Raw genomic sequence first — 12,976 nt, 5'->3', positions numbered from 1 at the left:
GTCCGAGGACTTCGAGGGGCGTTTCCCGCGTCCTGCAAGGTGAGTTGCGCCGGATTCGGTGGGTTTTGTCCCTGCTGTGCGCCTTCGCGCATTGACCGTGTCCGGCCGTCCCCGTATGCTACAAGTTGCGCTGCGGGCCTGCGCGCCTCGGACCGAGCAGGCCGCTTTCGCACTTGTTGCATGTCCCCTCGGTTGTCGAGGCGCTACCGGAGCGATCCGGAGAGCGCCTCCAAGGCTGTCCGGCTTCGGCGGTGCGATATACGGGCTCTCGGCGTAGCAGTACCTACGACTCAATGTCCGTACCGGAGCCCTTTCCCACATGACGAGCAGCACCGAGACCACCGCCACCACCCCGCAGGTTGCGGTCAACGACATCGGTAACGAGGAAGCCTTCCTCGCCGCGATCGACGAGACGATCAAGTACTTCAACGACGGCGACATCGTCGACGGCGTCATCGTGAAGGTCGACCGGGACGAGGTCCTGCTCGACATCGGTTACAAGACCGAGGGTGTCATCCCCTCCCGCGAGCTCTCGATCAAGCACGACGTCGACCCCAACGAGGTCGTCTCCGTCGGTGACCAGGTCGAGGCCCTCGTTCTCCAGAAGGAGGACAAGGAAGGCCGCCTGATCCTGTCCAAGAAGCGCGCCCAGTACGAGCGCGCCTGGGGCACGATCGAGAAGATCAAGGAAGAGGACGGCATCGTCACCGGTACCGTCATCGAGGTCGTCAAGGGTGGTCTCATCCTCGACATCGGCCTCCGCGGCTTCCTCCCGGCCTCGCTGGTCGAGATGCGTCGCGTCCGCGACCTCCAGCCCTACGTGGGCAAGGAGCTCGAGGCGAAGATCATCGAGCTGGACAAGAACCGCAACAACGTGGTCCTGTCCCGCCGCGCCTGGCTGGAGCAGACCCAGAGCGAGGTCCGCCAGACCTTCCTCACCACCCTCCAGAAGGGCCAGGTGCGCTCCGGCGTCGTCTCCTCCATCGTCAACTTCGGTGCCTTCGTGGACCTGGGCGGCGTCGACGGTCTCGTCCACGTCTCCGAGCTGTCCTGGAAGCACATCGACCACCCGTCCGAGGTCGTCGAGGTCGGCCAGGAGGTCACGGTCGAGGTCCTGGACGTCGACATGGACCGCGAGCGCGTCTCCCTGTCGCTCAAGGCGACCCAGGAGGACCCGTGGCAGCAGTTCGCCCGGACCCACCAGATCGGCCAGGTCGTCCCGGGTAAGGTCACCAAGCTCGTTCCGTTCGGCGCGTTCGTCCGCGTCGACGAGGGCATCGAGGGCCTGGTCCACATCTCCGAGCTGGCCGAGCGCCACGTGGAGATCCCGGAGCAGGTCGTCCAGGTCAACGACGAGATCTTCGTCAAGGTCATCGACATCGACCTCGAGCGCCGCCGCATCAGCCTCTCGCTGAAGCAGGCCAACGAGTCCTTCGGTGCCGACCCGTCCGTGGTCGAGTTCGACCCGACCCTGTACGGCATGGCCGCGTCCTACGACGACCAGGGCAACTACATCTACCCCGAGGGCTTCGACCCCGAGGCCAACGACTGGCTGCCGGGCTACGAGAAGCAGCGCGAGGAGTGGGAGCGCCAGTACGCCGAGGCGCAGCAGCGCTTCGAGCAGCACCAGGCGCAGGTCATCAAGTCCCGCGAGGCGGACGCCGAGGCTGCCGCCGCCGGCGACCAGGCCGCCCAGCAGGCCGCTCCGGCCGGTGGCTCGTACTCCTCCGAGTCGGCCGACACCTCCGGCGCCCTGGCGTCGGACGAGGCGCTGGCCGCCCTCCGCGAGAAGCTCGCCGGCGGCCAGAGCTGAGGCTCCGACCACCGCGGGTGACCGCTGACGGCGAAGGCCCGCTCCCCCTCGGGGGGAGCGGGCCTTCCGCCTGTCCGGGCGCCTCCCCGGCGCGGAGCGGGAATTCCCCGGGGCGTCAAGAACGTTCTCCCTCACGGAACATGAGGAGGAACGGTCACCGTGATGGATCCGCAGGGTTTGTACGAATGGGAGCCCCAGGGGCTCGCCGTGGCCGACCTGGCCCTCGCCCAGGACAGCGCCGGGCTGGTCATGCTCTACCACTTCGACGGGTACATCGACGCCGGTGAGACGGGGGACCAGATCGTCGAGCGGCTCCTCGACGGGCTGCCGCACCAGGTCGTGGCCCGTTTCGACCACGACCGGCTGGTCGACTACCGGGCGCGCCGCCCCGTCCTGACCTTCGAGCGCGACCACTGGAGCGCCTTCGAGGCGCCCCGGCTCGAACTGCGCCTGGTCCAGGACGCCACCGGCGCGCCGTTCCTCCTGCTCTCCGGGCCCGAACCGGACGTGGAGTGGGAGCGGTTCGCCGCCGCCGTGCGCCAGATCGTGGAGCGGCTGAGGGTGCGGCTTTCGGTCAACTTCAACGGCATTCCCATGGGCGTTCCGCACACCCGCCCCGTCGGCATCACCGCGCACGGCAACCGCACGGACCTCGTGCCGGGTCACCGCAGCCACTTCGACGAGGCGCAGGTGCCCGGCAGCGCCGAGGCGCTCGTCGAGCTGCGGCTCGCCCAGGCGGGCCACGACGTGCTCGGTATCACCGGCCACGTCCCGCACTACGTGGCGCGCTCCTCGTACCCCGACGCCGCCCTGACCGTCCTGGAGGCGATCACCTCCGCGACCGGGCTCGTCCTGCCCGACACCGCGCACGCGCTGCGCAACCAGGCGCTGCGGACGCAGGAGGAGATCGAGCGGCAGATCGGGGAGGGGGACGAGGAGTTGGTGTCCCTGGTCCGCGGGCTTGAGCACCAGTACGACGCGGTGGCCGGGGCCGAGACCCGCGGCAACCTGGTCGCCGAGCCGGTGGAGCTGCCCTCCGCCGAGGAACTGGGCGCCCAGTTCGAGCGGTTCCTCGCCGACCGCGAGGGCGACGGCGGGCGCTGAGCGTCACGACGGTAGCGTGGGGCCCATGTTGACGGTGGGCCTCACCGGCGGGATCGGCGCCGGCAAGAGCGAGGTGTCGCGGCTGCTCGCCGCGCACGGCGCGGTGATCATCGATTCCGACCGGATCGCGCGGGAGGTCGTCGCGCCGGGCACGCCCGGACTGGCGGCGGTCGTCGGCGAGTTCGGCTCCGGCGTGCTCGCGCCGGACGGCTCGCTGGACCGGCCCGCGCTGGGGGCGCTCGTCTTCGCCGACGAGGAGCGGCTCGCGGCGCTGAACGCGATCGTGCACCCGCTGGTGCGGGCCCGCTCGGCCGAGCTCCAGGCCGCCGCGCCGCCGGACGCGATCGTCGTCCACGACGTGCCGCTCCTCGCCGAGAACGGCCTCGCGCCGCTCTACGACGTGGTGCTCGTGGTCGACGCGAGCGAGGAGACCCGGCTCGACCGGCTGGTGCGGCTGCGCGGCATGGCCGAGGAGGAGGCCCGCGCCCGGATGGCGGCGCAGGCCACGCGCGAGCGGCGGCTGGCGGTGGCCGACGAGGTGATCCCCAACGACGGCCCGGTCGAGGAGCTGGCCGCCCGGGTGGACGAGGTCTGGGCCCGGCTGCGGGCCCGGGCGGCGGGGGGAAGCGGCCGGGAATAGGGCTTGCGTCCGGGGCGTTGCCTCCCCCCGTCCGGGGCCCTTCGCCCCGGTGTCCCGGCAGCCACAGGGAAGGACCGCACTCGTGCCCGAGCCGACGCCCGAGACCCACGTCATCGACTTCCGGACGGCCGAACGGCTGCTGGACGCGCGGGATCCGCGCGGCGCGGTCAAGCTCCTCGACTCGGTGATCTCGTCCCACCCCGGGAACACGGCGGCCCGTCTGCTGCGGGCCCGGGCGTATTTCGCTTCCGCTCAACTGCGGCGGGCGGAGGGGGAGTTCCGGCATGTGCTGGAGCGCGAACCGGACAACGCCTTCGCTCATTTCGCGCTCGGGCGCACGTTGGTGCGGGCGGGGCGGGCGGGGGAGGCGCTGCGGTACTTCCGGCTCGCGGCGGCGCTCGATCCCCGGCCGGATTTCGTCGCGGCGGCGCGGTTCGGGGAGGTGGGTGGGTGAGGGGTGCCCCCTCCGGGGGAGGGACCGGGGCACACACCCTCCACATCACGGCCCTCGCCGCCCCCGTTCGTCGAGCGGCTCGTACGGCGGAACGTCCCGCCCCGGCTGCCAGTGCGGGCCCTGGCGGATGTGGCGGATGATCAAGGCGAGGTCCACGACGGTGATCAGGGCGAGGACCGCGAAGGCCGCGGCCCAGCCGGGGTGCCCGGACGCGGCGAACAGCCACGCACCCCCGGCGGAGACGACCAGGCCGAAGACGGCGAGCCCGCACCGCAGACGGAGCGGGCTGCGCGCGGTCATGGGCTCGTTGCCCGAACGCTGCACGGTGCACCACCTCCTCCTCCCAGGGTCCACCCGGAAGGGGGAGGGCCGCACCGGTCAGCCGAGGGCGTCGGCCGGCGCCGGCACGGCGTCGGCGTCCTCGTCGGCGTCGTCCGCCAGCGCGCCGGCGACGACGTGCGCCGCGTTGCTGATGATCGCGTCCACCCCCATGCGGGCGAGCGCGACCGCCCGGCGGGGGTCGTCCACGGTCCACGCCGAGATCTCCAGCCGCCGGCCGTGCGGGCCGGTCAGACCGTGGACCTTGCGGACCCAGTCCGCGGTGACCTTGGTGTGGTCGGGGTTGATCTGGTCGGCGAAGGCGGCGTAGCGGGGCAGGTCGGTGGCGCGCGGGGCGCCCAGGAAGCCGGTCCTCACCTCCGGGCGCAGGGCGTGGAAGGCCTTCAGCGACGGCGCGCTGAAGCTCTGGACCACCAGCCGGCCGCCGACGTGCCGCCGGTCGAGCCAGCCGGTGCGGCGCAGCGTGTCGGCGATCTGCCGTTCGACGCCGGGGTAGAGCTCGGGCGCCTTGATCTCCAGCAGCAGGCGCTGCCGGTTGTGGTCGACCCGGCGCAGGTAGCGGTCGAGGGTGGGCACCTTCTCGCCGGCGAAGCGGTGGCCGAACCAGCTCCCGGCGTCGAGCTTGCGGATCTCGGCGAGGGTGAAGTCGCCGACGCGCCAGGGCGCCCGGTCCGGGAAGCGCTTCCGCACGTCGGTGGTCCGGGTGAGGGTGGTGTCGTGGATGACGACGAGCGCGCCGTCCTTGGTGCGCTGGACGTCGTTCTCCACCCATCCGATGCCCAGGCGGGCGGCTCTGTCGATGGAGGCGAGGGTGTTCTCGGGCGCCTGGACGGGCACCCCGCGGTGGCCGATGGCGTAGGGCGTGTGCGGCCGTGCCATGGCGGGGGAGGAGGCCTCGGCGGGCCCGGTGGCGAGGCCCAGCGCGAGCGGGGCGGCCGCGGCCAGGGCGACGAGGGCACGGGGCAGGGGGGAGGCGGGGCGGATGCGCATGCGGCTCCTCGCGGCGTCCGGGCACCGGGCACGGCGGCCCGGTCCATGGGGTACGGCGGTGACGGCGTACGGCACAGTCGTACCCGAAAGCCGGGGCGGGCGCAGGGGGAAAGCGCGATCCGCCCCATGCCGTTCGCCGGGCGCCCACCGCCCGTTCACCGGGGAAACCCCAGGTGAGAGCCGGTGGAACGGTCTTTGTCAGTGGCAGGTCGTACGGTGGTCCCATGCGGCCCGTTTCCAAGATCGAACGCAAGGTGGCGCCCTTCGAGGTCGTCAGCCCCTACCAGCCCAGCGGTGACCAGCCGACGGCCATCGCGGAGCTGGAGAAGCGCATCCGCGCGGGGGAGAAGGACGTGGTGCTGCTCGGCGCGACCGGCACCGGCAAGTCGGCGACCACGGCGTGGATGATCGAGAAGCTCCAGCGGCCGACGCTCGTCATGGCGCCCAACAAGACCCTGGCGGCCCAGCTCGCCAACGAGTTCCGCGAGCTCCTGCCGAACAACGCCGTCGAGTACTTCGTCTCGTACTACGACTACTACCAGCCCGAGGCGTACGTCCCGCAGTCGGACACCTACATCGAGAAGGACTCCTCGATCAACGAGGAGGTGGAGCGGCTGCGCCACTCCGCCACCAACTCCCTGCTCACCCGCCGCGACGTCGTCGTGGTGGCCTCCGTGTCCTGCATCTACGGCCTGGGCACCCCGCAGGAGTACGTGGACCGCATGGTGCCCCTCAAGGTCGGCGAGGAGATCGACCGGGACGAGCTGCTGCGCCGCTTCGTCGAGATCCAGTACACGCGCAACGACCTGTCGTTCACCCGCGGCACCTTCCGCGTCCGCGGCGACACCATCGAGATCTTCCCGGTCTACGAGGAACTGGCCGTGCGCATCGAGATGTTCGGCGACGAGATCGAGGCGCTGTCCACGCTGCACCCGCTCACCGGCGAGGTCATCTCCGACGACGAGGAGCTGTACGTCTTCCCGGCCAGCCACTACGTCGCCGGTCCCGAGCGGATGGAGAAGGCCGTCGCGGGGATCGAGGCCGAGCTGGAGCAGCAGCTGGCGAAGCTGGAGAAGCAGGGCAAGCTGCTGGAGGCCCAGCGGCTGCGCATGCGCACCACCTACGACATCGAGATGATGCGCCAGATCGGCTCCTGCTCCGGCATCGAGAACTACTCGCTGCACATGGACGACCGCGAGCCCGGCTCCCCGCCCAACACCCTGCTCGACTTCTTCCCGGAGGACTTCCTCCTCGTCATCGACGAGTCGCACGTCACGGTCCCGCAGATCGGCGCGATGTACGAGGGCGACGCCTCCCGCAAGCGCACCCTGGTCGAGCACGGCTTCCGGCTGCCGTCCGCGCTGGACAACCGCCCGTTGAAGTGGGAGGAGTTCACCGAGCGCATCGGGCAGACGGTCTACCTGTCGGCGACGCCGGGGCCGTACGAGCTCTCCCGCTCCGACGGCTTCGTCGAGCAGATCATCCGGCCCACCGGCCTGGTGGATCCGGAGGTCGTCGTCAAGCCCACCGAGGGGCAGATCGACGATCTGGTGCACGAGATCCGCGAGCGCACCGAGAAGGACGAGCGCGTCCTCGTCACCACCCTCACCAAGAAGATGGCCGAGGATCTCACGGACTACTTCCTGGAGCTGGGCATCCAGGTCCGCTACCTGCACAGCGACGTGGACACGCTGCGCCGCGTGGAGCTGCTGCGCGAGCTGCGCGCGGGCGAGTACGACGTCCTGGTCGGCATCAACCTGCTGCGCGAGGGCCTCGACCTGCCCGAGGTGTCCCTGGTGGCGATCCTCGACGCGGACAAGGAGGGCTTCCTCCGGTCCGGCACCTCCCTGATCCAGACCATCGGCCGTGCGGCGCGCAACGTCTCGGGCCAGGTCCATATGTACGCGGACAAGATCACGCCCGCGATGGAGAAGGCGATCGAGGAGACCAACCGGCGCCGCGAGAAGCAGATCGCGTACAACAAGGAGCGGGGCATCGACCCGCAGCCCCTGCGCAAGAAGATCGGTGACATCGTCGCCACCCTCGCCCGCGAGGAGATCGACACCGAGGAGCTGCTGGGCACGGGCTACCGGCGGGCGGACAAGGGCAAGGCGAAGGCGCCGGTGCCCACGGCACCCGCCGGGGGCAAGGGCGGCAAGAAGGCCGCCAGGGCCCGGCAGACCGTGCCGACGGACCGGCCCGCCGCCGAACTCGCCGAGATGATCGAGGAGATGACGGACCGGATGCGGGCCGCGGCCGCGGAGCTCCAGTTCGAGATCGCCGCCCGGCTGCGGGACGAGGTGGGCGAACTCAAGAAGGAGCTGCGGCAGATGAGGGAGGCGGGCCTGGCCTGACGGGTCCTCCGCGGCGCCGGTGGGGCGGGCCGGCCCAACGGGCCGTCCTTTGCCCAAAGATGACCGGGAGGGATGTTGCAAGACCGCCACAAACCGCACTCGGCGAGGCGGGCGGTCGTGCGAATGCATAGGGTCGGTCCCGGATGCCGCGTGATCGCGCGGCACGGGGGAGAGTCACGAACGAGAAGGGACCGCGCGTGAGCGTCAACTTGTCCAAGGGGCAGGGCGTCAGTCTGCAGAAGGCCGACGGGGGATCCCTGTCCGCGGTGCGGATGGGGCTCGGCTGGAAGTCGGCCCCCCGCCGGGGACTGTTCCGGTCGCGCACCAAGGAGATCGACCTCGACGCCTCGGCCGTGCTGTACGCCGACGGACAGCCGATCGACGACGTCTGGTTCAACCACCTGGTGAGCAACGACGGTTCGGTGCGGCACACCGGGGACAACCTGGTGGGCGGCGCGGGCACCGGCGGCGACGACGAGACGATCCTGGTCGACCTGGAGCGCGTGCCCGTGCACATCGACCAGATCGTCTTCACGGTCAACTCCTTCAGCGGCCAGACCTTCGCCGAGGTGTCCAACGCCTTCTGCCGGCTGATCGACGACACCACCGGCCAGGAGCTGGCCCGTTACACCCTCGACGGGGGCGGGCCCTACACGGCGCAGATCATGGCGAAGGTGCACCGGGTGGGCGCCGGCTGGCAGATGACCGCCCTGGGCCTCCCGTCCAACGGACGGACCATCCAGGACCTCTACCCGGTGATCGCCACCGTCCTGTAGCGGACGGGCGACGGGGACGGCCCCCGGCGCGGCGGGGCGCGGTCCCCGCCGCGCCGGGGCACGGCGGGCAGCGCACGACGACAAGGGGGGCAAGAGCACATGACGGCCGAGCTGGTGCGGGGGCAGAACCACCCGCTGACCACGAGCCGGTTGGAGATCAGGGTCTCGGCGGGCGGCCCGGTGGTGGTGGCGGCCGCGCTCGGCGGGCCGGACGGCAGGGTGCCCGGGCCGGAGCACGTCGTCCACCCCGGCGCCCCGCGCGTGCCCGGCGTGACCGTGGCCGGGACGGCGGAGGCCGGGCGGGTGGGCGTCGAGCTGGACGCCCTGCCCGAGGCGGTGCACCGGATCAGCGTGCTGCTCGCGCTGCCGCCCGACGGCCGGGGCCCCGCCCGGTTCGGCGCGGCGGCCGCGCCGTTCCTGGCGCTGGCCGGCGCCGCGGGGGAGGAGATCGCCGGCTTCACCGTCACCGGGCTGGACGCCGAGACCGCCCTCGTCGCCCTGGAGCTCTACCGCCGGCGGGGGGCCTGGCGGGTCCGCGCCGTCGGCCAGGGATACGCGGACGGCCTCCCCGCCCTCTTCCGCGACCTGGGGCTGGAGGCCGCCGCCGAGCTCGCCGCCCTGGTCGCCGCGGCCGCCGCGAGCCCCGCCGCGGACTTCGTCCTCGCCCCTCCGCGGCCCTCCCACCGCGGCGCGGGCGGCGGCCGGCACACCGCCGCCGGTGAACGGCCGGAGGAGCCGCCCGAGGACCGGGCGGCCCACCGGGCCCTGGCCCCCGCCGCGCCCCGCGCGGCCGGCGGCACCCGCGTCGACTACCGCCACCCCGCCCGGCACACTCCGCCCCCGCCGCCCGTCCCCGCCCCGCCGCCCGCCGCGCCCGCGGCCGGCGACGGCGCCCCCGCCGGGCCCGTCGCGGGCGACGCCTCGGGCTGGACACCGGAGGAGCGCCTCTACAACCAGGTGTGGGGCATGTTCGAGGACCTCGCCCGCAGCGCCGCCGCCTACCGCAGCGCGGTCGGCTTCGCCGAGTCCCGCCTGGAGCGGGAGCTCGACGCCCACCTCGCCGACCCGGCCACCCGCGTGGGCCCCGCCGCGGACGCCGCCCGCGCCGCCGCGCGGGCCCGGCGCGACGGGCTCGTCGACCGCGCCCGCGCCGTCCTCGACCGCGACCTCGCCCAGCTCACCGCCGAGGCCGAGGTCGTCGAGCACGCCCTGCCGCCCGCCTTCGCCCGCTGGGACAGCCCCGTCTGGCACGGCTACCAGGCACCCCTGGAGACGCCCCTCGCCCTGCGCCTGGGCGACCTGCACCTGCCCGAGCGCCGGGGGCTGCGCATCCCCATGCTGGTGCGGCTGCCGCTGGAGCGCGGGCTGTGGGTGGACTGCGGCCGGGCCACCGGCTCCGGCACCGGCCGGGCCGACCCCGCCGAGCTGCGCCGGCTGGCCATGGACTGCGCGGTCGCCCACGCCGCCCGGCTGCTGGCCGTCCACCCCGTCGGCGACTACAGCGTGCACGTCATCGACCCCGCCGGCTCGGCCGGCGCCGCCCTCGCCCCGCTGCTGGAGTGCGGCGCCCTGAGCCGTCCCCCGGCCGCCGGGGCGCAGGGCGTCGCCACCGTCCTGACGGAGCTGACGCGCCGCGTCGACCTGGTGCAGATGGCCGTCCGCAGCGGGGCGGCCGACGCCCTGCCGCCCGACATCGACACCGCCGAACAGCTGCTGATCGTCAACGACTTCCCGCACGGCTTCGACGACCGGGCCGTCAACCGGCTCCGCTACCTGGCGGACGAGGGCCCCTCCGTGGGCGTGCACCTGATGATGGTGGCCGACCGCGAGGACGCCCGGGGCTTCGGCCCGCTGCTCGACCCGCTGTGGCGCTCCCTCCTGCGCGTCACCCCCGTCCCGGACGACCACCTCGCCGACCCCTGGGTGCACCACGCATGGACGTACGAGCCGTCGCTGGCCCCCGCGGGGAGCGATGTGGTCCGCCGGGTGCTGTGGCAGGTCGGGCAGGCACGGCGGGCCTACGGCCGCTGACCCCGCAAGCAGGGGGCTTGGGATTCTCTTTACCTTTTCTTGGGTCTTCCTGTACGGTCTTCGGTACGGAGGCGGCCGTGCCGTGCCCGCCCGGGTGGAGCGCGCCTCCGGCAGCGACGACGCTGGAAGTTGCCGTACGACGTGCCGGAGGACCCCTTGGACGTCTCCCTGACGATGTGGCTGCTGACCGTCCTCGGTCTGTGCGCCCTGGTGGCCGCCGACTTCTTCATCGGCGGCCGCAAGCCCCACGAGGTCTCCCTCAAGGAGGCCGGAACCTGGACGGTGGTCTGGGTCGTCCTCGCGGCGCTCTTCGGCCTCGGCCTGCTCGCCCTCGGCGGCGGCGAGCCGGCCGGCGAGTTCTTCGCGGGCTACATCACCGAGAAGTCGCTGAGCGTCGACAACCTCTTCGTCTTCGTCCTGATCATGGCGAAGTTCTCGGTCCCCGCCGCCTACCAGCAGCGGGTGCTGATGGTGGGTGTGCTGATCGCCCTCGTCCTGCGGGCCGTCTTCATCGGCGCCGGCGCGGCGATCATCGCCAACTTCTCCTGGATCTTCTACCTCTTCGGCGCCTTCCTCATCTGGACCGCCTGGAAGCTCATCCAGGAGGCGCGCGCCGGCGAGCAGGAGGAGGAGTACGAGGAGAACCGCTTCCTGAAGGCCGTCGAGCGGCGCTTCCCGTCCACCGACCGCTACCACGGCACCCGGCTCTTCGTCGTGCGGAACGGCCAGCGGCTGATGACCCCGATGCTGATCGTCATGCTGGCGATCGGCACCACCGACGTGCTGTTCGCGCTGGACTCAATTCCGGCGATCTTCGGGCTCACCCAGGACCCGTACATCGTCTTCACGGCCAACGCCTTCGCCCTCATGGGCCTGCGCCAGCTGTACTTCCTGATAGGCGGCCTGCTGCGGAAGCTGGTCCACCTGTCGTACGGGCTCTCGGTGATCCTCGGCTTCATCGGCGTCAAGCTCGTCCTGCACGCCCTGCACGAGAGCGGGGTGTCCGTGCCGGAGATCAGCATCCCCGTCTCGCTGGGCGTCATCTGCGCCGTGCTGGCCGTCACCACGGTCACCAGCCTGCGCGCCGCGCGGAAGGCCGAGGACGCCGCGGGGGCCCGGGACCGGCAGGGCGCGGACGTCTGAGCCGGCGCCGGTGCCCGCCGCGGCGGGCACCGGACGGGTCTCCGGCAGCAGCAGGAAGCAGCCCAGGCTCATCAGGGCGATCGCCACCAGGAGGACCGCGACGCCCCACGGCGTCCCCCCGCCCCGGGTCAGCGCCGTCGCCGCCATCGGCGTGACCGCGCCGCCGAGGATCCCCGCCAGGTTGTAGCCGACGGCCGCCCCGGTGCAGCGCACCCGCGGTGCGTACAGCTCCGGCACGTAGGCCCCCACCACGGCGAAGGTGATGCCGAAGGCGGCCGTCGCCACGGTGAAGCCGAGGGTCATCAGGGCGGCGTCCCCGGTGTGCAGCAGGGCGACCATCGGGAACATCCACAGGGCGACGGCGGCGCAGCCGGCCAGGCACAGCGGCCGCCGGCCGACGCGGTCGCCGAGCAGGGCGAGCGGGACGGTGGCCAGGCCCGGGACGGCCACGGCGGCCATGACGCAGCCCAGCACGACGGTGCGGTCGACGCCGAGCCGTTCCGTGGCGTAGGCCAGCGACCAGGTGCTGACCGTGTAGAAGACGGCGTAGCCGCAGGAGAGGCCGCCCGCGGTGAGCAGGACCGGCCGCCAGTGGTCGCGCAGCACCTCGGCGACGGGCAGCCGGGCCCGGGCCTCGTCCTGGGCCAGCGCCCGGAAGGCGGGTGTCTCGCCGATCCGGGTCCGCAGCCACAGCCCGCCCGCGACGAGGACGCCCGCGACCCAGAACGGCACCCGCCAGCCCCACGAGCGGAACGCCTCGTCCGTCAGGGCGGTGGAGAGCGCCAGGGTGATGCCGTTGGCCAGCAGGAAGCCGGCCGGCGGGCCGAGCTGGGGGAAGCTCGACCACAGGGCGCGGCGGTGCGCGGGGGCGTGTTCGGCGGTCAGCAGGACCGCGCCGCCCCACTCGCCGCCCAGTCCGAGGCCCTGGAGGAAGCGCAGGACGAGCAGCAGCAGCGGGGCGGCGAGGCCGATCCGGGAGTAGTCCGGCACCAGGCCGACGGCGACCGTGGCCAGCCCGGTCAGCAGCAGGGAGGCGACGAGGACGGGGCGCCTGCCGTGCCGGTCGCCGATGTGCCCGAAGAGCACCGACCCCACCGGGCGGGCGACGAACCCCACGCCGAAGGTGGCGAACGCCGCGAGCGTGCCCAGCAGCGGCGAGACGGTGGGGAAGAACAGCGGGCCGAGCACCAGCGCCGCGGCGGTGCCGTAGGCGTAGAAGTCGTAGAACTCGATGGCCGTCCCGACGAGGGAGGCGGTGGCGAGACGGAACATGGCCGGAGGCCGGTCATGGTGCATGTACCGTCCAACTTCCCGCTCCCGGAAGGGAAACGG

Annotated in this window: 10 protein-coding genes and 1 pseudogene; 8 read left to right on the top strand and 3 right to left on the bottom strand. The window is 72.7% G+C overall.

Annotated elements, in window-relative coordinates:
- Positions 1 to 319 precede the first annotated feature (319 nt).
- From rpsA to AC230_RS08065, 4 genes are all read left to right on the top strand, one after another.
- The gene (rpsA, locus tag AC230_RS08080) at positions 320 to 1,813 is read left to right on the top strand and encodes a 30S ribosomal protein S1 (RefSeq protein ID WP_049715383.1); all 1,494 of its coding nucleotides are present in this window, start codon (positions 320 to 322) and stop codon (positions 1,811 to 1,813) included.
- 159 nt (positions 1,814 to 1,972) lie between these two features.
- On the top strand, positions 1,973 to 2,917 hold the full coding sequence (locus tag AC230_RS08075) for a PAC2 family protein (protein ID WP_049715382.1): 945 nt from the start codon (positions 1,973 to 1,975) through the stop codon (positions 2,915 to 2,917).
- Between the two features lie 25 nt (positions 2,918 to 2,942).
- On the top strand, positions 2,943 to 3,557 hold the full coding sequence (coaE, locus tag AC230_RS08070; protein WP_049715381.1) for a dephospho-CoA kinase: 615 nt from the start codon (positions 2,943 to 2,945) through the stop codon (positions 3,555 to 3,557).
- Between the two features lie 82 nt (positions 3,558 to 3,639).
- Positions 3,640 to 4,011: a tetratricopeptide repeat protein gene (locus AC230_RS08065; RefSeq protein WP_049715380.1), complete on the top strand. Its 372-nt coding sequence runs from the start codon at positions 3,640 to 3,642 to the stop codon at positions 4,009 to 4,011.
- Between the two features lie 45 nt (positions 4,012 to 4,056).
- On the opposite strand, the gene AC230_RS08060 is transcribed toward AC230_RS08065, so the two are convergent.
- Together AC230_RS08060 and AC230_RS08055 are read right to left on the bottom strand one after the other, a co-directional pair.
- On the bottom strand, positions 4,057 to 4,335 hold the full coding sequence (locus tag AC230_RS08060) for a DUF6343 family protein (protein WP_277816846.1): 279 nt from the start codon (positions 4,333 to 4,335) through the stop codon (positions 4,057 to 4,059).
- A gap of 54 nt (positions 4,336 to 4,389) precedes the next feature.
- Entirely contained in the window at positions 4,390 to 5,340 is a 951-nt protein-coding gene (locus AC230_RS08055; RefSeq protein ID WP_049715379.1) for a glycerophosphodiester phosphodiesterase, read from the bottom strand.
- A gap of 224 nt (positions 5,341 to 5,564) precedes the next feature.
- On the opposite strand from AC230_RS08055, the gene uvrB reads away from it, so the two are divergent.
- From uvrB to AC230_RS08035, 4 genes are all read left to right on the top strand, one after another.
- A complete protein-coding gene (gene uvrB, locus AC230_RS08050; RefSeq protein WP_049715378.1) occupies positions 5,565 to 7,694 on the top strand; it encodes an excinuclease ABC subunit UvrB in 2,130 nt (709 codons plus the stop codon).
- A 197-nt stretch (positions 7,695 to 7,891) separates the two neighbouring features.
- A complete protein-coding gene (locus AC230_RS08045; protein ID WP_049715377.1) occupies positions 7,892 to 8,470 on the top strand; it encodes a TerD family protein in 579 nt (192 codons plus the stop codon).
- 99 nt (positions 8,471 to 8,569) lie between these two features.
- Positions 8,570 to 10,501, top strand: a complete 1,932-nt coding sequence (locus AC230_RS08040; protein WP_049715376.1) for a TerD family protein — start codon at positions 8,570 to 8,572, stop codon at positions 10,499 to 10,501.
- Positions 10,502 to 10,657: 156 nt separating this feature from the next.
- Positions 10,658 to 11,644, top strand: coding sequence for a TerC family protein (locus tag AC230_RS08035; protein WP_049715834.1), 987 nt, complete (start codon positions 10,658 to 10,660; stop codon positions 11,642 to 11,644).
- A gap of 15 nt (positions 11,645 to 11,659) precedes the next feature.
- Here the strand turns inward: AC230_RS08035 and AC230_RS30865 are convergent.
- Positions 11,660 to 12,916, bottom strand: a pseudogene (locus AC230_RS30865) (MFS transporter); the annotation flags it as partial.
- Between the last annotated feature and the right edge of the window lie 60 nt (positions 12,917 to 12,976).

Origin of the sequence: Streptomyces caatingaensis, assembly GCF_001187435.1 — a bacterium.
In the GTDB taxonomy this organism is placed as follows: Bacteria; Actinomycetota; Actinomycetes; order Streptomycetales; family Streptomycetaceae; genus Streptomyces; species Streptomyces caatingaensis.
The sequence above is the reverse complement of the archived record's forward strand: the minus strand, read 5'-3'. Positions and strand labels throughout refer to the sequence as shown.